General features: G+C 68.4%; 23 protein-coding genes. 12 read left to right on the top strand and 11 right to left on the bottom strand.

The window, feature by feature from the left end:
* Window positions 1-21 precede the first annotated feature (21 nt).
* Both ACHMW8_RS22085 and ACHMW8_RS22080 read right to left on the bottom strand, forming a co-directional pair.
* A complete protein-coding gene (locus ACHMW8_RS22085; RefSeq protein WP_096033007.1) occupies window positions 22-777 on the bottom strand; it encodes a UPF0489 family protein in 756 nt (251 codons plus the stop codon).
* Window positions 777-1,139 (bottom strand): hypothetical protein, encoded by a 363-nt coding sequence (locus ACHMW8_RS22080; protein ID WP_096033008.1) that lies wholly within the window; start codon window positions 1,137-1,139, stop codon window positions 777-779. The genes ACHMW8_RS22085 and ACHMW8_RS22080 overlap by 1 nt, the downstream gene beginning before the upstream one ends.
* Before the next feature lie 345 nt (window positions 1,140-1,484).
* On the opposite strand from ACHMW8_RS22080, the gene ACHMW8_RS22075 reads away from it, so the two are divergent.
* Window positions 1,485-1,829, top strand: a complete 345-nt coding sequence (locus tag ACHMW8_RS22075; RefSeq protein WP_096033009.1) for a DUF736 domain-containing protein — start codon at window positions 1,485-1,487, stop codon at window positions 1,827-1,829.
* Here ACHMW8_RS22075 and ACHMW8_RS22070 read toward each other — a convergent pair.
* Window positions 1,826-2,329 (bottom strand): helix-turn-helix transcriptional regulator, encoded by a 504-nt coding sequence (locus ACHMW8_RS22070; RefSeq protein WP_096033010.1) that lies wholly within the window; start codon window positions 2,327-2,329, stop codon window positions 1,826-1,828. The two genes, ACHMW8_RS22075 and ACHMW8_RS22070, sit on opposite strands and share 4 nt — an antisense overlap.
* Window positions 2,330-2,648: 319 nt before the next feature.
* Here ACHMW8_RS22070 and ACHMW8_RS22065 point away from each other — a divergent pair, with 319 nt between their 5' ends.
* The 4 genes from ACHMW8_RS22065 to ACHMW8_RS22050 all read left to right on the top strand — a co-directional run bounded on the left by ACHMW8_RS22065 (window position 2,649) and on the right by ACHMW8_RS22050 (window position 6,190).
* Window positions 2,649-3,221, top strand: a complete 573-nt coding sequence (locus tag ACHMW8_RS22065; RefSeq protein ID WP_125469920.1) for a GntR family transcriptional regulator — start codon at window positions 2,649-2,651, stop codon at window positions 3,219-3,221.
* A 287-nt stretch (window positions 3,222-3,508) separates the two neighbouring features.
* Window positions 3,509-3,667, top strand: a complete 159-nt coding sequence (locus tag ACHMW8_RS22060; protein ID WP_395443759.1) for a hypothetical protein — start codon at window positions 3,509-3,511, stop codon at window positions 3,665-3,667.
* 50 nt (window positions 3,668-3,717) lie between these two features.
* Window positions 3,718-4,368 carry a lasso peptide biosynthesis B2 protein gene (locus tag ACHMW8_RS22055; RefSeq protein ID WP_096033011.1) on the top strand — a complete coding sequence of 217 codons (651 nt, stop codon included), beginning with the start codon at window positions 3,718-3,720 and terminating at the stop codon, window positions 4,366-4,368.
* Between the two features lie 61 nt (window positions 4,369-4,429).
* On the top strand, window positions 4,430-6,190 hold the full coding sequence (locus ACHMW8_RS22050) for an asparagine synthase (RefSeq protein WP_164512725.1): 1,761 nt from the start codon (window positions 4,430-4,432) through the stop codon (window positions 6,188-6,190).
* On the opposite strand, the gene ACHMW8_RS22045 is transcribed toward ACHMW8_RS22050, so the two are convergent.
* Entirely contained in the window at window positions 6,103-6,720 is a 618-nt protein-coding gene (locus tag ACHMW8_RS22045; protein WP_395446027.1) for an alpha/beta hydrolase family protein, read from the bottom strand. The two genes, ACHMW8_RS22050 and ACHMW8_RS22045, sit on opposite strands and share 88 nt — an antisense overlap.
* Before the next feature lie 547 nt (window positions 6,721-7,267).
* On the opposite strand from ACHMW8_RS22045, the gene ACHMW8_RS22040 reads away from it, so the two are divergent.
* The gene (locus tag ACHMW8_RS22040; RefSeq protein ID WP_395443758.1) at window positions 7,268-7,936 is read left to right on the top strand and encodes a hypothetical protein; all 669 of its coding nucleotides are present in this window, start codon (window positions 7,268-7,270) and stop codon (window positions 7,934-7,936) included.
* A 626-nt stretch (window positions 7,937-8,562) separates the two neighbouring features.
* On the opposite strand, the gene ACHMW8_RS22035 is transcribed toward ACHMW8_RS22040, so the two are convergent.
* From ACHMW8_RS22035 to ACHMW8_RS22025, 3 genes are all read right to left on the bottom strand, one after another.
* Window positions 8,563-11,511, bottom strand: a complete 2,949-nt coding sequence (locus tag ACHMW8_RS22035; protein ID WP_233279805.1) for a TonB-dependent receptor — start codon at window positions 11,509-11,511, stop codon at window positions 8,563-8,565.
* A gap of 225 nt (window positions 11,512-11,736) precedes the next feature.
* Entirely contained in the window at window positions 11,737-12,723 is a 987-nt protein-coding gene (locus ACHMW8_RS22030; RefSeq protein WP_125469921.1) for a FecR family protein, read from the bottom strand.
* A 6-nt stretch (window positions 12,724-12,729) separates the two neighbouring features.
* Window positions 12,730-13,236, bottom strand: coding sequence for an RNA polymerase sigma factor (locus ACHMW8_RS22025; protein WP_164512726.1), 507 nt, complete (start codon window positions 13,234-13,236; stop codon window positions 12,730-12,732).
* Window positions 13,237-13,382: 146 nt separating this feature from the next.
* On the opposite strand from ACHMW8_RS22025, the gene ACHMW8_RS22020 reads away from it, so the two are divergent.
* The 6 genes from ACHMW8_RS22020 to ACHMW8_RS21995 all read left to right on the top strand — a co-directional run bounded on the left by ACHMW8_RS22020 (window position 13,383) and on the right by ACHMW8_RS21995 (window position 16,803).
* Entirely contained in the window at window positions 13,383-13,721 is a 339-nt protein-coding gene (locus ACHMW8_RS22020; RefSeq protein WP_096033017.1) for a helix-turn-helix domain-containing protein, read from the top strand.
* Between the two features lie 167 nt (window positions 13,722-13,888).
* A complete protein-coding gene (locus tag ACHMW8_RS22015; RefSeq protein WP_233279806.1) occupies window positions 13,889-14,644 on the top strand; it encodes a DUF2285 domain-containing protein in 756 nt (251 codons plus the stop codon).
* A gap of 120 nt (window positions 14,645-14,764) precedes the next feature.
* Window positions 14,765-15,052, top strand: a complete 288-nt coding sequence (locus tag ACHMW8_RS22010) for an AlpA family transcriptional regulator (RefSeq protein WP_096033018.1) — start codon at window positions 14,765-14,767, stop codon at window positions 15,050-15,052.
* Window positions 15,049-15,525: a DUF2840 domain-containing protein gene (locus tag ACHMW8_RS22005; RefSeq protein WP_096033019.1), complete on the top strand. Its 477-nt coding sequence runs from the start codon at window positions 15,049-15,051 to the stop codon at window positions 15,523-15,525. The genes ACHMW8_RS22010 and ACHMW8_RS22005 overlap by 4 nt, the downstream gene beginning before the upstream one ends.
* Window positions 15,522-16,034: a S26 family signal peptidase gene (locus ACHMW8_RS22000; protein ID WP_096033020.1), complete on the top strand. Its 513-nt coding sequence runs from the start codon at window positions 15,522-15,524 to the stop codon at window positions 16,032-16,034. The genes ACHMW8_RS22005 and ACHMW8_RS22000 overlap by 4 nt, the downstream gene beginning before the upstream one ends.
* A 1-nt stretch (window position 16,035) precedes the next feature.
* Entirely contained in the window at window positions 16,036-16,803 is a 768-nt protein-coding gene (locus ACHMW8_RS21995) for a lytic transglycosylase domain-containing protein (protein ID WP_205685772.1), read from the top strand.
* A 20-nt stretch (window positions 16,804-16,823) separates the two neighbouring features.
* On the opposite strand, the gene ACHMW8_RS21990 is transcribed toward ACHMW8_RS21995, so the two are convergent.
* From ACHMW8_RS21990 to tnpA, 4 genes are all read right to left on the bottom strand, one after another.
* Window positions 16,824-17,030, bottom strand: coding sequence for a hypothetical protein (locus ACHMW8_RS21990; protein ID WP_096033021.1), 207 nt, complete (start codon window positions 17,028-17,030; stop codon window positions 16,824-16,826).
* Window positions 17,031-17,095: 65 nt separating this feature from the next.
* Window positions 17,096-18,622 (bottom strand): IS66 family transposase, encoded by a 1,527-nt coding sequence (gene tnpC, locus ACHMW8_RS21985; RefSeq protein WP_062095310.1) that lies wholly within the window; start codon window positions 18,620-18,622, stop codon window positions 17,096-17,098.
* A gap of 72 nt (window positions 18,623-18,694) precedes the next feature.
* Window positions 18,695-19,048 (bottom strand): IS66 family insertion sequence element accessory protein TnpB, encoded by a 354-nt coding sequence (gene tnpB, locus ACHMW8_RS21980; RefSeq protein ID WP_062095312.1) that lies wholly within the window; start codon window positions 19,046-19,048, stop codon window positions 18,695-18,697.
* Window positions 19,045-19,911 (bottom strand): IS66 family insertion sequence element accessory protein TnpA, encoded by an 867-nt coding sequence (gene tnpA, locus ACHMW8_RS21975; protein WP_062095314.1) that lies wholly within the window; start codon window positions 19,909-19,911, stop codon window positions 19,045-19,047. The genes tnpB and tnpA overlap by 4 nt, the downstream gene beginning before the upstream one ends.
* Between the last annotated feature and the right edge of the window lie 102 nt (window positions 19,912-20,013).

The following is a 20,013-nucleotide window of genomic DNA, read 5'->3' as shown; positions in this document are numbered from 1 at the left end:
CCCGATTGAGCGCGGGCCAAACTAGAGAAGTTTGAACGTCAGCCCCATCGTCGCGCACATCCGCTCGGCGATCGCTTCGGCTTGCGGCCAGCCGTCCGTCAAGCCGTCGGTGGCGGTCAAGGCGATCGTCACGACCGCCAGCTTCCCATCGGCGTTCAGGCGCGCGATCGCCTCGGCCAGCCGATCCACATAGTCATCGGCCAGGAACCGCACGCAGGTGTCTTCCTCCGTACAGAAGAAGTAGTCGATGTCGACATTGACGATCCACGGCTTGTCCTGCTGGCGGATGTCGTCCTCGAAGCAGATGAGGAGGTCCCAAGGCTCGACCTCGGCATACGGATGCTGCGCTGGCATGTCGCCATCGCGATGGGTCGCGAAGATCAGGGGCGATACCGCTAGGCCGTTCAAATCCAGATGAATTGGCAGGTAGTTGTCCCAGCGGAACACCTTGATCGGCGCCCTGACGCCCGATCCAGCGGGCGGCGAATAGGTCAGCGCCAGATACTGATCGATGCCCATGGTGACGCCGTTCGGCACCGCCGCGACACAGGATCGAAGATCGCTTTCGAAAACATCCGGATGCCGGTCGATGTGGTAGAGGCCGTGGTTCTCGCCCTGGCGAACGTGCTGCGCCCAGCACCAGGCGGCGGCGCGGTGATTGTCCATGACGTAGACGTTGCCGGTCTTCCAAAGGAAGTTCAGCCCCGTCTGGCCCGTCGGGTTTCGTCCTTTGAAAGGCACGATCCACGGCGAGACGGATGAGGGAAGCGAGGTCATCAGCCCACCCGCGTCAACGCATGGCCGTCGAACTCCGCGGTGTCCTCGATCTCGTCTGGGTGCAACGCCCACCGGATGGGCGGGCACGCGACCTCGGCGGCCAGTTCGCCAGCCTTCTGCTGCGATCCGGCCAGATGAACGAGGATTTCGTTCATGCCCTGGCTGATGGCGTAGTCCCAACGGGGGTGGGACACCGTCGCCGCGCGGCTGATCTCCTGGGCCAGTTCGAAATGCAGGATGGTGTGGCCGCCATCGGGATCGCGTCGGCCAAAGGCGAACAGGCCGGCGCCGCGCACCATGCGCCCGTCGTGGTGCCACAGACTCATGAACGCCACGCCGTCGATTTCAACGTCCCGGTCCATCGGCCCGCTCCTGAGAATTGAGAACAATATGAGAACATATTGCCCGGCGGGAGTCGATCCCATCCAGCGACCGAGCTTCCCGGATTCGCCGATTCTGCGACAGAGCCTGTCTTTGTACGACGCGCGCGCCGACCGTCTTGAGCCGCCCAAGGCCTTGCGTGACAACGGTTTTCGCGGATGACGCAAGAGGCTCCCAACCGCCCCCCGAGCCCGTCTTCGCGCTCCCGCAGCTTGTCGTCGGCCGTGCCGGCGAGGAGCGGAGGCGGCGGCCCATCCTGGCGTTCTCCCCCCACGCCATCGGGTCGCCGCCTCATCGTTTTCCCTGGTGGGCGAAGAGCATCGAACATGAGCACGATCGGATACTTCCGTCGCGAAGGCGACGGTTTCAGCGGCCGTCTGGCCACCTTGGCGCTGGCCATCGACCTGACCCTGGTCCCGGCCGACAAGTTCTCCAGCAAGGCGCCCGACTACCAGGCGATGGTCGGCCAGGCCGAGGTTGGCGTCGGATGGAAGCTGAGCGATGCGTCGGGCGCGCTGCTCAGCCTGAAGCTCGACGATCCGACCTGGGCCGAGCCGATCAACGCGCGGCTGATGGCGGCCGAGGACGGGGCGTTCCCGTTGGTGTGGATCCGCCGGGCCGATCCGCCGACCCCGGCCGCCGCGCCGGCGCCAACACCGCCGCCGGCCTAGTCGTCCTCGGCGTCCGGATCCGTCTTCGGACCCGCGTAGATGTCCGCCCACGCCCGGTCGAGATAGCTCTCGGCACTGGCCGCGTGGCGATCCAACCAGTCCTTGATGTCTTCGGTGATGCGACGCATGCCGCCAAGGAGCAGGGCGGGCGGCACGATATTGAGCTGCTCGCCCACCGCGTCGCGAAGCTCGCAAAGCGTGATCCAGAACGTCATCGGCAACTTGCTGTCCAGGGTCAACAGCGCGATGTCGGGCATGCCGAAGAACAGGGCCAGCAGGATGCCGACGGGGTCCGAGCGGGTCGCCTTCGAGAACAGCCTGATCTTGTGCAGGTCCAGATCACCACGGCCAGCCTCGAAGTCCTGATAGGTCCGCAAGGCGATGCCCATCCCTTCGGCGACCTCGCGGGCCTTCATGCGTCGTTCGTTTCGCACCAGCTTGAGCGTCTGGGACAGAACCTGGGCCTGGCGCGCAAGCGGCGCCGTCGGCGAGCCTGGCATGCGACGCTCCGAACAAAATCAACAACCTTAGATCACATTAGCCCCGCAAATCTCGTCAACACTATATTCTGCCCAAAGAGGATCAGATTTGCCGAGGACGCGCTTAGCGGGTGCGGAAGCCCCGAGGCGGCTCACCGTCGTGGCATTCGCGCGGCGTTTGAGGTCGCGCTGCGCGGCGAATGGGGATTTTTGTTCGCAATAGCCGCGCAAAACGCACGTCGGGTCCTTGCAGCGGCCCTGCCACGCGGCGTTCAAACTCCAAGCCTCGACGTCGGCCCAGCCGGTCTTTCAGACTCCGCGGCTCGCCAAGGAGCCAAGCGTGGGCCGCGACCGCGATCCCTTCGATCGAACCATGGACGCGCTGCGCCAACGGCTGGAAGCGGCGGGGCCGCTCCAGGGTCGTCCACTCGCCATCAACGCCCTGGCCTCGCAGCTGGGCGTCAGCCAGACTCCCGTGCGCGAGGTGCTGGCGCGGTTGGCCGGGGAGGGCCTGGTCGTGCGCACGCCGTCCGGCTACGCCGGCATCACCTACGACGCCGCCCGCGTGGTCGAACTCTATGACCTCTGCCGGCTTCTGGTCCTGACCGGTCTGGCGCGGGGCGCCCCACCGACCGCCGAGGGCGACGAGGGCGCCTTCTCGCTGCTTAGGCGCATCGTCGCGACCGGGGGGCCCGTGCTCGGCGAAGCCTTCGACCGGGCGCAGGGGGCGCTCGCGCCGCTCCAGGTCGCGGAGATGCGTATCTGCGGGGGTGACGATCTGGCTGGCCGGCTGATCGTCGAAGGCCTACGGACCGGCGCGGCTGAAGCCGCGCGCGCGGTCCGGCGGCACTATGGGCGGCGCATCGCTCGCAGTCGCGAGATCCTGGCTGCGGCCTTGCTTTCGGAATCTTGAATATAGCTTTGAATATACTCGGAAAACCGCGCTCGATGGAGGGGCCGCGATCCCGCGGTGAACCCTGAGGAGACGACCATGTCGATCCAACTGCTGCGTCTCGGCGACGCCAAGGCCCTGACCCAAGCCGGCGGTCTGCCGATCCAGCCGGAAGACGGCTCGCCCACCCGCTACGACGGCGTGGGCTGAGCGCGGACCGGCGACCGCCCGCGCTCGCGGCGGTCGCCAATCCCGCGGACGTGGCGGGGGCGAATATAGGTTTGAATATACGAGACCCCGCCCGTCCCATGGAGATCGCCGCAACGGTGCGGCGCTTGCTGGAGGGATCATCCATGCCCAGGCTCTACACTCTGATCCGCGTGGGTCAGGCTTCGCGCAAGACGTGCTCGGGTGGCGGAACGCTGCTGCTCGAGGAGAACATGATCTTCCACTACGACCCCGTCTAAGACCCGGCGCCGCCGGCCCGGTCGGCGGCGCCCTCGTCCGCGAGCCCGTCATGCGCCTTCGCCTTACCGACGACGTCCACGGCGTCATGATCGACGACGACGCCGTCTTTCTCGACGTCGCCGCCAACGCCTATTTCTGTCTACCGGCCATCGGGAGCATCATGCGCTTGGCGGGTGGCGACATCGACACCACCGAGGCCGTGCTGGCCGATAGCCTCTGCGCGGCAGGTCTGGCCGAGCGCGATGGTCGAACCAGACGGGAGGATGAGCCCGCGCCGCCGCGCCGCCCGCCGCCGCCGCCACGTTGGACGGCGCGCGCCCTGGTCGCCGGTCGCGACGGACGCTTCAGCCGCAAGCATGGCCAGGCGCTGTTCGCGGGGTGGTGGCGAGCGGCGCGGCCCCGGGCGTTCCGCGCGCTGCTGCCGCCGGTCGGCCCGCCGGCCATGTCGCCCAGCCCCGCCATGCTGGACGACATCGCGGTGTTTCGGCGCATGGCGCCATGGCTGCCCTTCGACGGGGCGTGTCTGTTTCGGAGCGGCTTTCTCCTTGGCTATTTGGAGACCCTGGGGCACCGGGTCGACTGGGTGTTCGGCGTGCGGACCTGGCCCTTTCGGGCCCATTGCTGGCTGCAGGCCGGCGACGTCGCCCTCGACGACGAGGCCGAGCGCCTGATCGCCTATCATCCGATCATGGTGCGCTGAGATGGCCTGGCTGTTTGTCGTCCATCCGCCTGGCTTACCGAGCGCGGCCGCCGAGTCGATCGTGGACCGTCTCGTCGAAAGCGGCTGGACGAAGGCGTTCGGGGCGTTCTGTCTGACCGTCCTGGTCCATGGCCGCGCGCCCCCGGCGATCACGCCGCTGGTCGGAGGCGCCGGCGTCGGCGGGGTCATTGTCGGTCGGATCTTCGATCGCGCCGCGACGGACCGGGGCGCGGTGACCGCCCCAGGACTGGATCACCTGATCGACCAGGATCCGCTCGATGCCTGCGCCGCCCTGGTCGACCGGGCCTGGGGAAGCTACGTGGCGGTGTTGGCGGGGCGTCGACAGCAGCCGCCGACGGTGCTGCGCGATCCATCCGGCGCGATGGAGGCCTACATCTGGCGCCGGGATGAGGTGACCTTCATCGGGTCCCAGATGCCCGAGGGGACTGAGCCGAAAGAGCTGGCCATCGACTGGCGACGGTTGGCCGATGTACTGGCTTCGCCCGCCCGCGGCGCGGGCCTCACCCCCCTGATAGGCGTGCGCTCCGTCGAGCCGGGGACCTGTCGCCAGGGTTGGGATGGCGCACGAGAGCATGTTCTCTGGGACCCGGCGAGTCTGGTGCGCGCGGCCGGACGCGGTCGCGGAGCGGACGCCGACGAGATGCGCGCCTGTGTCGAGGCCTGCGTCGCCGCCCATGCGTCCGGCGCCGAGCGGATCCTCTGCGAGATCTCCGGCGGACTGGACTCGGCGATCGTCGCTGGAACCCTGGCGGCGGTGGGGCATGCGCCCAGCCAGGCGGTGAACTTCTTCCGCGCCCAACCCGAGGCCGACGAACGGCTGTACGCCCAGGCCGCCGCCGATCGCCTGGGCGTACCGCTCCGCACCGTTGCACGCACCGTGACACCGCTCGGCCCGTCGGCCTTCGAATTGAGCTCCACGGCGTTGCGACCCAACTTCAACGCCACCGATCCGGGCTATGACGAGGGGCTGTGCGCGGCGCTTGAAGACGCTCGGGCCGACGTGCTGTTCACCGGCCATGGCGGGGACGTCGTCTTCCTGCAGGTGGGCGCTGCGGCCCTGTCGCGCGAACTCCTGGCCGGCCGCCCGTGCTCGGGTTCGCGGATCACGGCGCTGGCGGATGTCGGCCGCCGCGTGCGGCGATCGATCTGGAGCTTGGCCTGGGAAGCGATCACCACGCGACCCAGCCGATGGACCCGCGACGCCGTCGAGCGGCCGAGCCTGGTGGCGGTCAAGCCGAACCCGGCCGTCCATCCCTGGATCGCCGATTTGCACGGCGTTCCACCGGCCAAGCAGGCCCAGGTCCACGGCCTGGTCATGGGGCTGATCCTGATGGGCGCCACCCGCCGCGCCGAGATCGCGCGCCTGGCTCATCCGCTATTGAGCCAGCCGGTGATCGAGCTGTGTCTCTCCATTCCGGCCCCGATCCTGTGCTCAGGCGAGATGGACCGTAGCCTGGCGCGAACCGCTTTTGCCGATCGCCTGCCGACCAGCATCATCGAGCGCCGCTCCAAGGGCGACATCAGCGTCTTTCTTGGACGCACCCTGGCCGCCAGCATCGACTTCTTCCGGCCGTTGCTGCTGGAGGGGCGGCTCGTGGCCGAAGGGTTGCTGGACCGCGCTGCCGTCGATGCGGCCCTGTCGCCCGAGGCGATGATCTGGAAGGACTCCACGGTCGACATCCTGGCGGCGGCGACCCTGGAGACCTGGCTGCGTCACTGGGAGGGCCGGATCTCCGCGGCCCGTTCGGCCCTGGCCGAGGCGGGCATCACCGCGTCAAGGAAGGCGAAGGCCCGGGCATAGAGATCCCTGACATTGTCCGGGGCCAGGATGATGTGGCTCTCGCCACGATAGATCACCAGCTCGGCGTCTTTTCCCTGGCGACGCAGGCTGCTGAACAGCGCCATCGCCTGGATCGGGTTGAAGTCCAGGTCGCCGTAGAACATCAGCACCGGCGCGGTCAGCTTGTCAGTCTGGTAGCGCGGGCTATTGCGGATGTAGCGATCCAGGGCCGTCCAGGGCAGGCCGTTGACGCGGGCCTGGCCGGTCTCCGTGTAAGCTTGGGAGGCGGGCGCGGTGAAGAACATCGCCGGATCGGCGATGGCGGCCAGGTTCTGTTCGCCATGCACCGCCACGAAGTCCGTGATCGGCGCCGCGGCGATGACCGCCGAAAACCGCGCGGACTGGGTGGCGGCCATCAAGACGCCCCAGCCGCCGAAGCTGCTGTTCCACAAGGCCGGCCGCGCCGTGGCCAGACCGGGCTGCTGCGCGCCCGCCGCATCCACCGCGATCAGGATCGCGTCGGCTAGGCCCGGCGCGGGCTCCTGGTCCATGGGCATGGGCAGGCTGGGCACCAGAACCGCGTAGCCGGCCCCGACGATCACCGGCACGGAGGTGTCGAGCCGGGTCGAACTCGGGGCGACGATCCGCGGGCGGGGCGGGATAGGCGTATCCAGGATAAGGCGCCACGACCAGCGGGCGATGATCGCCGGGCTTATGGTCGGGTGGCAGATAGAGCCAGCTCGTCAGGGCTTCTCCACGCAGACCTGTGTGATGAATGGGGATCGGCGGGCGCGTCGAGATCTCGGCCAGCCATGGATTGAGGGTCAGGACCGGGCGGTCTGCGCCGGAGGGGCCGCGCACGCTAAGATCGGTGACGCCGTCGTCCCGGTGATGCGTCACCGCCGCCCAGCCGCCGCGCGAAGCCACCGCCAGAGGCGTGGCTCCGTCCTCTATGGATGGGCCTGGATGATCTTCGCCACCGACCGACACGACGCAGCCGCCGGAGGGGAATGACAGGAGGGCCACGTCTGCGGCCTCCCCCCTCAGGGGTGGATTGACGCTGATCTTGGCTGCGGCGCCGGCCGCCAGGCTGATCCCATGGCTGGTAAGGCGGAAGAGGCCGTCGGCCGTGGCGATCAGGACGCCGTCCTGGTCCTTGACCAGGGCGCGGCCACGAGGCGCGGGGATCCTGGCGGTCAGGTTGACCGGCCCCCGCGACGTGACGCGCCACCAGTCGAGGCGCTGGCTGGGGGGCTCGCGCGCCAGGACGAGGGCGTCGCGGCCCACCCAGGCGACGTCGCCCTGGGGCTGGGTCTCGATGCCGGCCTGGGTGGCGACCTGGCCGGGGATGAGGGTCTTGGACAGCAGCTCGGCGGGGCCGGCCATGCTGAACCTCCAGTAGCGGTAGTCGCCAAGGTCCGTGCCCTCCGTCCTGGCCAGGGCCAGCAGCGACTTGCCGTCCGACGACCAGCGCCAGGGCAGCTTGGAGAGGTCGCAGGCCGGGCAGGGCCTGACCTGGCGGCCGGTCGCCAGGTCGACCAGCGACAGGCGGCGTCGGCGATTGGGATTGGCGGTCGACGCTGGCTGGTCGGGCGGGAGAACGAGGCGCTCTTCTTCGCTGATGACGGCCGCCGTCGCGCCATTCGGCGCCACCGTCAGGGCGGAGAAGGGGCCGCGCGCCAGGGCGCGCACCTTCCCGGTAGCCGGCGCGAAGGCGAAAAGCTCGTTCGCCTCAAGCTGGGGATTGAGGGCCTCGAAGCGGCCTGAGCCATAGACCGCGCCGGAAAAGGCGCCGCGTCGGGCCGCAGCCCAGGCTTCGGTGAGCTTGACCTGGGTGTGCCAGCCGAAACTGAGCATCGGCGAGGACACCGGATCGCGCGCGATCGCGATCACCTCGTCCTCGCCGCGCCAGCGGGCGTTCCCGGCGAAGAGTTCAGGCTCGACACTGACTCCCGACCAGGCCACCGCGCCCGTGGCCAGGGTGACGACCCCCATCTCTCGTCGTCGGTTTTTCATCCGATAGACAATCACCTGCGCCCCGGAAGGCGAGAACTGGCCAAACGTGTCTCCACCCGCAGGATCGGGGTCCAGCAATGGCCGCACTCCGCCGGCGCCTTGCAGGTCCAGGACCAGCAGTCGGCTCGTCATGTCGCCGGTCAGCAGATCGTTCTCGAAGGTCGGCGCGGTCTTCCAGCCGCCCAACCGCTCGACGACCAGCCAGCGGCCGTCGGGCGAGAAGGCGACCCGGCCCAGGCTCTCCAGGGAAAGGAGATCCTCGAACGGTGTACGGGCGGGCCTGGGCGGCGCCGGCGACGAGCGCGCAGGCGGCCGCGATCCCTGCGAAGGTTCGCATGGAAGGTTTCCTGAAAACGGGTGGAGACGGGGGTGGAGGCCTACCAGGCCTTGGTCAGCTGCAGGGCGACGACGCGCCCGTTCGGCTCGTAGTTGGCCGGGTCATAGCCGACGCCGTACGGGGAGTCGTAGAACGGCGGATCCTTGTCGAAGAGATTCTGGACGCTCAGCGCCGCGACCACCCCCTTCAGGGCTCCGCCGCGCGCCGGGACGGTCCACTGCAGCACCGCGTCGAAGGTGGTCTGCGCCGAGATGTGGCCGCCGGTGGTGGTGTCGAGACCGCCGACATAGTTGGCCGCGCCGGTCAGGGCCCAGGCTCCGTGCGTCCAGGTGGCGGCCATTCGACCGCGCAGGTCGGCGGGGTTCTCGGCCGTGCCCGCCAGCTCGACGGCCTGCGAGGCCTGGGTCGTCTTGCGCTGGTAGGACAGCAGCCACGAGATGCTGCCGGTCAGCGTCAGCGGATCGCCCAGGGCCGTCGTGCCCCAGGCGCCGTTGAGATCAATGCCACGCACCCGAAACGCGCCGGTGTTGACGTAGCGCGCATCGGCGATGGCCCGATAGGCGGCCGCCGGATAGAGCCCTTGGACGGACGCGCTGCCCAGGGTCAGCAGCGTCTTGATCTGGGCCAGGTCGGCCGGATTGTTGATCGGGTCGATGAACTGGCGGAACGGCGCCAGGTCCGGCGCGGTCAGCACCGTGGAGAGGTTGTTGACCGCCGGCTGGCCGATCCGCTGCTTGAAGTTGGTGTCGAAATAGGTGGCCGACAGCCGCAGCTCCGGATGGTCGGGTGAGGCGTATTCGACCCCGCTAGTCCATGAGACCGCGCGTTCGGGCAGCAGGTCGGGATTGCCGCCGTACTTGAGCAGGGTCAGCAGGGTGGTTCCGTTGCCGGCGGCGACATTGACCGGGGTGACACGCTGCGGATCGGTCAGTTCGCCCAGCGACGGCGCGCGGAACGACTTGCCGTAGGTGGCCTTGATGTTCAAGGCGCGCGTTGGCCCCCAGACCAGGCCGAACTTGGGCACCGTGCTGGTGTCGCCGCCCTCGTAGTGCTCTCGGCGCACCGCCGCCGAGAAATCCAGACGCTCCAGGCCGGGGCGATGGAACGCCTCGCCAAACACCGGGACCCGCGCTTCGGCAAAGAGGGCGCTGACCGTACGGTCGCCATAGCGCGAGAAGCCGGTCAGGGGGACGGGCCCGTTGATCACGTTGATGCCGACCGTCTTCAGTGTCTCGGTCCGCAGCTGGGCGCCGAGCGCCAGCCGCACCGACCCGGCCGGCAGCCGCCACAGCGGGCCATCGGCGGTCGCGCTGATGGTCTCCAGCCGACCGACCGTGCGCCGCTGCTCATAGCCGGAGGTGACGAAATCGAGCACCGCCTGCCGATTGCGTCCCGTCCCCACGAACGGGTTGAAGTAGCCGTCGACGCTGGCCTTGTAGGCCGTGGCCGGATTGTCGGCCGTGTTGCCCAGGGCCTCGTTGAGGAAGGCGGTGTTGATTTCGTTGGTCGACCGCGTCAGCGCCAGTTCTTCGGCATGCAGCCCATAGGCGTCGAGCCGCCACTGGGCCGGCAGATCGACCTTGGCGCCGATCGACAGGCCTCGGCTCTGCACGTCGCCGGTTGATTTGAGGCCGCCGGTCTCGTTGATGAACGAGTAGGCGACGTAGTGCGAACTCGCGCCGGTCGGCGAGACGAAATACGGATTGGCGCTGGTCACCGTCAGCGTCGTCTGCGGCGCGATGCTGAAGGTGGTGTAGCGACGATCGCTATAGCGGGCGTCAGCGGTCAGGGTGATGTGCGAGCCGATGTCCTGGTTCAGGGCGACGTACAGGCTGCCGCGTTCCTGGGTCGGCAGCAGCGACATGGTCTGGCGGTAGTTGAGCATGTTCTTCGTGCCGGCCACGAAGTCCGAGGGCTTGAGCGCGACGCCATTCTGGCCGGGCGGGACCGCGTAGGTCGGCACCAGCGAGAAGGTCACCGGATCGATGGTCAGGATGGTGCCGGCGTAGAAGTTGCGGTGATCCGTGCCGCCCAGCGCGCGCAGGTCGGCGTTGGCGGCGTAGCTGCGGGCGGTGCCGGCCAACATGTCCCGGCGCTGGTACTCGGCCGACAATAGCAGCGAGCCGGTGCTCCAGTCGTGGCCGTAGGTCTGGGCGATCTGGCGCTGGCCCAGGTCCCCGTGCGTCGAGCCGCCGATCCGTAGCCGCGTCTCAGCGCCCTCGAAGCGCTCGCGCAGCACGACGTTGACGACCCCGCCGACCGCGTCCGAACCATAGAGCGCCGAGGCGCCGTCCAGCAGGATCTCGACGCGCGCCACCGCCGCCATCGGGATGGCCGAAACATCGGCGAAGTCGCCCATCAGGCCAGCGCCGGCCATGCGCTTGCCGTTGATCAGCACCAGGGTGGCGTCCGCGCCGAGGCCGCGCAGGTTGATGCCCGTGGCCCGGCTGCCGTTGGTCGTGGTCGGATCCGCGCCCGTGCTGCCGGTGTCGTCGCTGGTCGTGCCGCCGAACGCCTGGGGCTGGGCGTTCAGCGCGTCGGCGACGGTGGCGTAGCCGGCCCGGTCGAGTTCGTCGCGATTGAGGACGATGACAGGCGAGGGGCCGTCCTTCACGCCGCGGATGTGGCTGCCCACCACGATCTCGGCCACCTGGTTGGGCTCGACGTCTCCCGGCGGCGAGCGAGGCTGGAGCGGCGGGGGCGCTGTTTCGACGGAAGCCGGCGTCTGCGGGCGCGCCGCGGCGGTGGGCGTGATTGCGGCGCCATGGCCCGCGCGCAGCACCAACACGCCAGGTCCAGCCGCCTGGACGTCCAGGTCGGCGCCGCGCAGGAGTTGGCCCAGAGCCTGCCGGGGCGTGAACCGCCCCTTCAGGGCTGGGACGTTCCGTCCGGCGACCAGATCGCTGGAAAAGAAGATTTTGATCTTCGCCTGGTCGGCCAGGACGATGAGCGCACGGCCCAGCGCGCCGGCGGGCGTGTCCACCGACACGACCGCTTCATCAGCTGGCGGCGCCGCCGCCTGTGCTGACGCTGTGGTTACGACCAGCGCCGACAAAGCCGACCCAAGCAACAAACTCGCACCCAACTGTCGCATACGACTCCCCCCATATCCGGCGGGCGTCGTCACTTGTTGACGCGCTTTGGCCGCCGGCTGTTTGGGGGAGACGACCGAGGGCGCGTGGTCGGGTAGTTGGCCTGTGAAAAAAATGTGACGTCAACTGGAAGTTGATTTTGCCGCGATAATTATCTGCCCGTTCTCGGGCTTGGACGCGCGCAGGCCGTAGGCCAGGGTCACGGCGTTGATGAAATCGTTGACGTCACCGGTCTCGAACCGGCCGGAAACGCGCCGGCTCGCCGGCACGCCCGCGCCCAGCACCAGCTTGGTTTTGCTGTAGCGATTGATCTCGGCTACCGCGTCACGCAGGGGCACGTCTTCGAAGATCAGGCGGCCCTCGCGCCAGCTCGTCAGCGCGGTGACATCGACGCTGGTTGGATGCGCCGATCGCGGATCCGCGCCAAGGGCGATGCCCTGGCCTGGCTCCAGGGTCCATTTTCGGTCGTCGTCGCGCACGGCGACGCGGCCTTCGGCGAGCACGACGCGAACCAGGTTAGAGCCGTCGGCGCGCACGTCGAACTGCGTGCCCACCGCGCGGACCTCCGTGGAGCCCGAAGAGACCAGGAACGGCCTGGTGGTGTCGTGGGCGACCTCGAAGAAGGCCTGGCCTCGGACCAGTTCGACGTGACGCTCACCCTTGGTGAAGCGCACGCGCACGCGGCTGTCGGTGTTGAGGCTGAGGCGCGAGCCGTCTTCCAGCCGGACCACGGTCATCTGGCCGACATCGGTGTCGAACGTCCTGGGCGCCCTGAGCAGGATCGTGACGCCGGCCACGCACGCGGCCGCCGTCATCAGGCCCCCGATCGAGAAGGCGACGACCTTCCGACGACTTTCGCGCCTCCGCTTGGTGGCGCCGCGATCGAGCGCGGCGCGCGCCGCCGCGGCCATGTCCGGGTCGCCCCGCAGCTCTCGAACCGCGCGGCCGATGTCCTCCATGCGCTTGTAGGCCGCATCGTTTCGCGGATCCCGGCGCCAGGCGTAGAACGCCTCCAGGTCCTCGGTCTCGACGGGCGTCCTGCTCAGTCGTGCGTACCAGTCGGCCGCCTCACGTTCAGCTTGGCGGTCTTCTTGCCGTTCTGCGATCATGGTCACCTAGTCCCGCATCGCCGACGAAGTGTGCTCCAAGGCCTTGCGCATCCGATGATGAACCGTGGTCACCGGAATGCCCAGCAACCGCGAAATCTCCTGGTAAGTCAGACCCTCAATGTGGCTCAGAACGAAAACATCGCGCAACTTGGGCGGGAGAGAAAGGACGATCTCCTTTAGGGTGATCGCGTATTCCTGCGTGGGCTCCAGAGAAACCTGACCGAGCGCGGCCTCGCCGGTCTCTTCGCCCAGGTCGCGCTTGGCCCGACGCAGCTGATCGCGCGCCAGATTGTCGGCGATCTGCGCCAGCAGCGCCTTTGGACTGCGGATCTTTTGCTGCACCTGGTAGGGCGCGGCGCGCAGGTAGGTTTCCTGTGCGACGTCGTCGGCGATCATCGCGCCATAGCGCTTATGCAGGCGTCGGCGCAGCCACGCGTCGTAGCGGCGGAAGAGGGTGTCGAGCGCATTGGCCAGTTCCGACGAACTGGCGGGGATAGGCGAAGATCCGTCCACGGGGTGATCCAACCGGAGATTGCCCCACAGAATCCTACACAAAAAGAAGCTTGAAAAGATTGTTATTGAGAAAGGATGCGGTTCTGGGCGCTGTGTGGCCCGTGAGTGGTCGCTGAACATTCCTGCTCAATTGATGGGTTGGGTGTATGGCGAGTCTGGAGGAGCAGGTTGGAGCGCTGGTGCGTCATCACCGGAAGCTCGCCGGTCTGACCCAGGCGCAACTTGCCGAGCGGATCAGTCGGCAAACCGGCACGGTTACCCGCATTGAAAATGGCGAAGCCGCACCCAGCTTCGAAACACTTTCTAGCCTAGCGACGGCGCTCGAAGTGGAAGTGCGGGACTTCTTTGGAGCTGGCGTTCACGCGAGCGCGGCCGGGCGGAATGATCCGATGATAGGCATCATTGCGAAGTTATCGTCTCTCGAAGCGGATGAACTAAAGGTAGTCAGCGAGCTGATTGGCGTGGCGTTAAAATTGAAAAATTAGCCTGAGCCCATCTTCGTACTTATACGCAGCTGCTGTTGAATAAGAGCGCAGCGTTCTTGTTACTGAACTCAGATTGACCGCGTTCTTGTAGCGGTACAGTCGCGCCGCTTCACAAATCTCAAAGGCCAAGCTGTCGCTGGAAGCGGTGCTTCTGGCGCCATGTTGCCATGGCCACGGTCAGCGCTCCTTCGGCGGCTGGACGGCCGCCCGGCGGAGGGGCCGGTGGCGGCTGGCGGCGCCTGATCGATCTCAGCGCGCCGGCCTTTGCCTGGGAGTTCCTGCGCCGCAACCCCGGCTATCAGGACGATTGGCGTCGTGAGCGTGGCTTCGTCGCCTCTGCGATTGATCCGCGCTGGGGCCTCCGGTTTGCCGCCGATCCCGCGCTTCCCGCCGACGAGGCCGAGGTGTTCTGGCGCGGGGACGTGGCGCCGGGCATCGTCCTGCCCATGGCCGTGACGGAAGGCGCGAGCCCGCGGTCCAGGCCTCGGAGGTGGCCGTCAGGCGTCTTTCGGCGCGCCGATGACGGACTTCACGTGCGGCTTTCGGAGCACCTGCAGCTGATCCTGCCGAAGGAGGCCCGCGGCGATGAGCCGTTGTCCGTGCTGCTGGCCTACGACGCCGATCTGGGCCTTCGGGTGCGGGCGGTCGACGCGCTGGAACGCTTTAGTCGAGGCCGCCCGCCGCCCGGTTCGCGCCTTTCAGCGGCGCAGCGCGCGCGCCTGGCGCGCAGCGTCGTGGCCCTGGACGGCGCCTTGCGGGGGCAGAGCTATCGGGCCATCGCCGACGACCTCTTCGGGACTGAGCGCCTGGACGCCGAAGCCTGGCGCACCGCTTCGCTCCGAGGCGTGACGATTCGCCTGGTGCGCGCCGGTAAGGCCCTGATGAACGGCGGCTACCTCGATCTTCTGCGCCGGGGTCTGTGATCGCGGGGGAGGGGTGTCGGAAATCGCGCCCCCCGCCTTCGTCATCCCTGAGGGCGCCATTCACCCGCCAGCGTGTCCGAAAGACGCCGCCCGTATCCCGGCGTCGCCGAGGACACGATCATGGGTATCGACGATCGCGCCGCGCCGCCCAGGCACCTTCGAACGCCTGAGGCGGCGCGTTTTCTGGGTCTCTCCGACCGCACGCTGGAGAAGCACCGCTCCTACGGAACCGGTCCCGTCTACCGCAAGATCGGCGGGCGGGTGGTCTACACGCTGGAAGACCTGCAGGCCTGGGCTCAGCGCGGTGAGCGGCGCTCGACGAGCGATACCGACGTCGACGTGATCCCACCGGCCAAGCGCAGCGCCGCGATCTCGCCGGCCTATCGGCTTCGGGACGACGAGCGATGAGCGCGGCGCCGACCGCCTCGACCTGGGTCGATCTCTTCTGGTTGGAGGGCCAGATCGAGCGCTGGCTGCGGTTTGGGAGAGCCGCCGAGGAGCGCATCGTCGATCGCCGCAACCGCCTGGTCGGTTTCCGGCCCGGCGCGGTGTTCGCCCTGGTGCGATGGCGCGCGGGTGAATACGGCACGGTGGAATCGCGCATCGCCATCCTGCAGGCGGTCGCCCCCGGCCAGGCCTTCACCAGCCATCCCTTCGTGGCGCCGGGCGCGGAGATCCTGCTGCGGCTGGCGGGCTGGTCACGTGTTCGGGCGGCGCTGGACGCGATCGACATGATCGAACGCGGCGGGTTCCGGCCGGAAGATGTGGCGCCAGACCACTGGCGCCATGTCGGCGCCCGCCTGACGGTGGGCCTGCCGCCACGTCTGTATGACCGCACCCGCCATCGCGCCTGGTCCCTCCGTCGGAGGCTCGGGCGATGAGCCGCGACCGGTCCTTGGTCCTGGCGCTCGCCGCCGTCGGCGCGGCGGCGCTGGTCGCGCCGTCCGTCCTGTCCGCCGGCAAGCGGGTGGTGTTCAACACTACGGCCAGCGCACCGATCGGCTTCTATTGGCTGGAGCACCGCGCGCCGGCGATCGGCGACCTGGCCGTCGTTCGGCCGCCGGCGGCCCTGGCCGCGTGGATGGCTCGGCGGCGGTATCTGCCCTTGAACGTACCGCTGCTGAAGGGTGTGGTGGCGACGGCGGGAACGCAGGTCTGTGTCGTCGACGAGCGGGTGTTCGTGGCGGGCCGCATCGTCGCTGTGGCGCGGACCAGGGACCGCTGGGGGCGGCCGCTGACGCCCTGGCGCGGCTGTCGCCGCCTCGCGGCCGATGAAGTCTTCCTGTTGAACCTAGCGGCGCCGGCAAGCCTGGACAGCCGCTATTTCGGACCGCTGCGCCGCCAAGACATCGTTGGTCCCGCGCGCCCGCTGTGGACCTGGGAGCGCTAGGTTGGCCGCGCCTGTTCTTTCCTTGTTCGGTCGGTTTGCCTGGCCTTTCCTCGTCCCGGCCAAGACCGCGTCGGCGACCGAGCGCAGCCGCGGTCGAGGGCGGCTCCTTGGCCGGCGCGCGCAGCGCGCTCCCCTCGACGGCGGCGAGCACGGGCGCAAGCTGTCGTCCACCGGGACGATGGCAAGACCTCCGCGCGCGAAGCGCGCGTCCTTGCTGGTCTTAGGGCTTGTGGGTCTGGCTCTGGTCTTGGGAGGAGGGCGCGCGGCATCGGCGACGCCGGAGCGTTCACGGGGCGCCATCGAGGCGGCAGTGAAGGAAGCCGCCGCACGGTTTGATCTTCCCAAGGCCGGGTTGCTGGCGGTGATCGAGGCTGAGAGCGGCGGCGCGCCCGGCGCTGTGTCGGCCAAGGGCGCCATGGGCCTGATGCAACTCATGCCCGCGACCTGGCGCGAGATTCGCGAGCAGCTCGCCCTGGGCGATGACCCCTTCGATCCGCGCGACAATGTGCTGGCCGGCGCATTCTATCTGCGTCGACTGCACGACCGGTTCGGGTTCGAGGGGGGACTGGCCGCCTACAACGCCGGGCCCCAGCGCTACCTTGAACATCTGACGACGGGTCGTGCTTTACCCGCAGAGACGCGCGCCTATGTCGCCGCGATCCGGCGCCGGCTCGCCTTAGGTCCTGCCGATCCCGCTCCGCCCGTGCGTGATTGGCGCGCGGCCCCGCTGTTCGTCCTGCCCATCGTCGCGGCGGAGGGCGCGCAATGAGGCGGACCAGAACGTGCGGATCAGGGGGCGGTCGTTTGCGCCCAGGCGATCACGGCCTCGGCCCGCTCGATCGCGGCCTTCAGGCCATCGCTCTGCCAGGTGTCGACCGATCCATCGTCGGCCACCGCATGGTCGTAGGCGTCGTGCGCGCGGGTTGTCAGATCGCGCAGGGCGTCCAGCGCCTCGACCAGCAGTGCGGCGTGATCGCTGTTTTCCGGAAGGCGCATGAACGAAAGGATCCGGTCCTGGGGGGCGCTTTTGAAGGCGTAAGCGTCCGGCCGCTGCACGTCGGTCAGGTGTTGACGTGATTTCCGCTCTTCCAGGCCCAGGGCAGCAGCTCGTCGAGGCGGTTGACGGGGTGGCCGTCGACCATGCGCTCGAGCACATCGCGCAGGTAGGCGAAGGGCTCGACGCCGTTCATCTTGGCGGTCTCGATCAGCGATCCGACCACGGCCCAGCGGTCGCCGCCGCCGTCCGAGCCGGCGAACAGGTGGTTCTTGCGGCCCAGGGCGATAGGCCGGATCGCGCGCTCGACGGGGTTGTTGTCGAGGTCGATGCGGCCATCGGTGAGGAACAGGCTGAGGGCGTCCCAGCGGCCCAGGGCGTAGCGAATGGCCTCGGCCAGGGCGCCGCGCGGCGGCACGCGGGTGAGCTGACGTTCGAACCAGGCGTGCAGGGCATCGACCAACGGACGGGAAGACTCCTGACGCGCCGCCCGTCGCAGCGCCGCCGACTGGCCGCGCACCTGGGCTTCGATGGCGTAGAGCTCGCCGATCCGGCGCAACGCCTCGACGGCCACGGGCGCCTTGGTGGACTCGGCGATCTCATAGAACTTGCGCCGAGTGTGCGCCCAACAGGCCGCCAGCTTGACGTCCCCGGACGCCGTCAGCGGTTCGAAGCCGGCATAGCCATCGACCTGGAGAACGCCCTTGAACCGGCCCAGATGGGCGGCCGGGCGCTCGCCCTTTCGGTCCGGCGCATAGACATAGACCGTGCCCGGCGGCTCGGGTCCGCCCCAGGGTCGATCATCACGGGTGTAGGCCCAGAGGCGCCCGGTTTTGGTCCGGCCCCGGCCAGGATCCAGCACCGGGATCGGCGTATCGTCGGCGAACAGATGGCCGCTGGCGAACAGGTTTTCGGCCAGCCTGTCGTGCAGGGCTTGCAGCCACCAACAGGCTCCGCCGACCCAGCCGGCCAGTGTCGAGCGTTCCAGATCCACGCCATGCCGAGCAAAGATCTTGGACTGCCGATAGAGCGGGGTGTGGTCGCAGTATTTGCTGACCAGCACCTGGGCCAGCAACGCTGGCGTGGCCAGGCCGCCGTCGATCGGTCGCTCCGGCGCCGGCGCCTGGACCACCGTGGCGCAGGCCCGGCAGGCATACTTGGGGCGCACGATCCGGATCACCCGCATCTGCGCGGGGACCCAGTCCAGCATCTCGCTGACGCTCTCGCCGATGCTGTGCAGCGCGCCACCGCAGGCGCAGACCGGGCTGGCGATATCGATCAACCGGTCTTCGCGCGGCAGGTGGTCGGGGAGCGATTTGCGCTTGGGCTGAGCCCTCGCGGGCGCCGGCAGGATGTCGGGCCGGCGCGCTTCGGCGGCGGCCAGATCGGTCTCGACATCCTCCAGGGCCAGCGCCAGTTGATCGGCGTCCAGGCGCTCGGACCGGCGGCCAAACTGGGCGCGCTGGAGCTGCTTGATGATGGCTTTGAGCCGCTCGATCTCGCCGTCCCGCTCACCGACGAAGCCAGCCATTTCGCGCACCAACTGATGCAGCAAGGCCGTGTCGGTAGGCAGGTTTTCGAGATCCAGCCGCATGCCCGATTCTACTATTTTCGGAGTCCGCGACCAAGCACTTTCCCCTTATTTGACAGGGGTTTTGGCGTGGTTTCAGCCGGCGATGGCGGGCCTCCAGGTGCGCTCTGGGAACCGCCAGTCGATGCCTTCGATCAGCATGGCCAGTTGTGCGGGCGTGAGCACGACGCAGCCGCCTGGCGTGGTGATATGGGGCCAGATGAAGCGCCCGCGTTGCAGTCGCTTGGTGAACAGGCACAGCCCCGTTCCGTCCCAGTAGAGCAGCTTGATGGTGTCGGCCTTTCGTCCCCGGAAGGCGAACAAGTGGCCCGAGAACGGGTCTTCCTTCAGCAGGTCTTGCACCAGCATCGACAGGCCGTCGAAGCCCTTGCGCATATCGGTTTGACCCAGCGCCAGATGCACCTTCACGCCGGAGGGGATGATCATCATCGCGCCGCCTCCCGCTGGGCCACGTACCGTCGGACCTCGTCCGGATCGCTCCCGGGCGGCGCGAAGACCCGGCGTCCGTCGCCAAGATCGACCGCCACCGCGCCTTCGGGAATGGGCAAGGGGATGCCCGCCGTGGGCGCCTGGCCCGCTGCCTTGAGGCCTTCGCCAACCAGGCGAACGCGAGCCAGCCGGGCGCGCTGGTCCTGGCCAAGGCCCATCTGGGCGCGCCACCGGAACACCATGCTGGTGACCACGCCGTGCTTCCTGGCCACCGCGCTGACCGTGGCGCCGGGCGCCTGTGTCTCGGCGACGATGGCGCGCCTTTGCTCGTCGTTGAACGTCCGGCGGCTACTCCGACCATCACCGTCGCGGACGGTCCTGGTCGCGCCCGTCAAGCCGGATTCCGGCGTCCGGGCCTTAGCACTAGTGCTTCGTCTGGGGCCCACATACGGGCGGGCGCTGGGATGAACGAGCTCTCGCCAATCGATCCCAAGGGGGTCTTCGTCCAGGCGTTGACGCCACTGACGCAGCGACGACGGTGTCAGTCGATGGGCGCTGGCGTACTCTGCGGCGCTCAGTCCGCTCCACAGTTGGGCCTCGACGTGCATGGCCCAGAACGCCTGCACGGCCCTGTTGCGGACCTCGCTGGCGGAGCGTCGCGGCGGAGGCTTTCGCTTGCTCGAAGGCTTGTGCTGCAAGGCGTCGGCGTCACCGATCTTCTTCAGCCAACTGCTGAAGACGCCGGGTTTGAGCTGGTGCTCGCCGCAGTACGCCGCGCGCGACAGACCGCTCAGCCGCCAGGCCTCGATGTGGACCGCCCAGTAGGTCCGCAGTCCTCGGTTTTGGTAGCGCTTCGACGCCACGGCCGACCTCCCTCGATCATCAGGAGCCCGACATGGTTCGTCTCATGGAAGGAGAACAAGAGTGCAACAACCGAACGCAAACTTGAAGGCGAAGAGGATGGC

Source organism: Caulobacter sp. UC70_42 (genome assembly GCF_044056025.1).
Taxonomy (GTDB): domain Bacteria; phylum Pseudomonadota; class Alphaproteobacteria; order Caulobacterales; family Caulobacteraceae; genus Caulobacter.
Note: the sequence above shows the minus strand (reverse complement) of the source record. Positions and strands in the feature narration are given on the sequence as shown.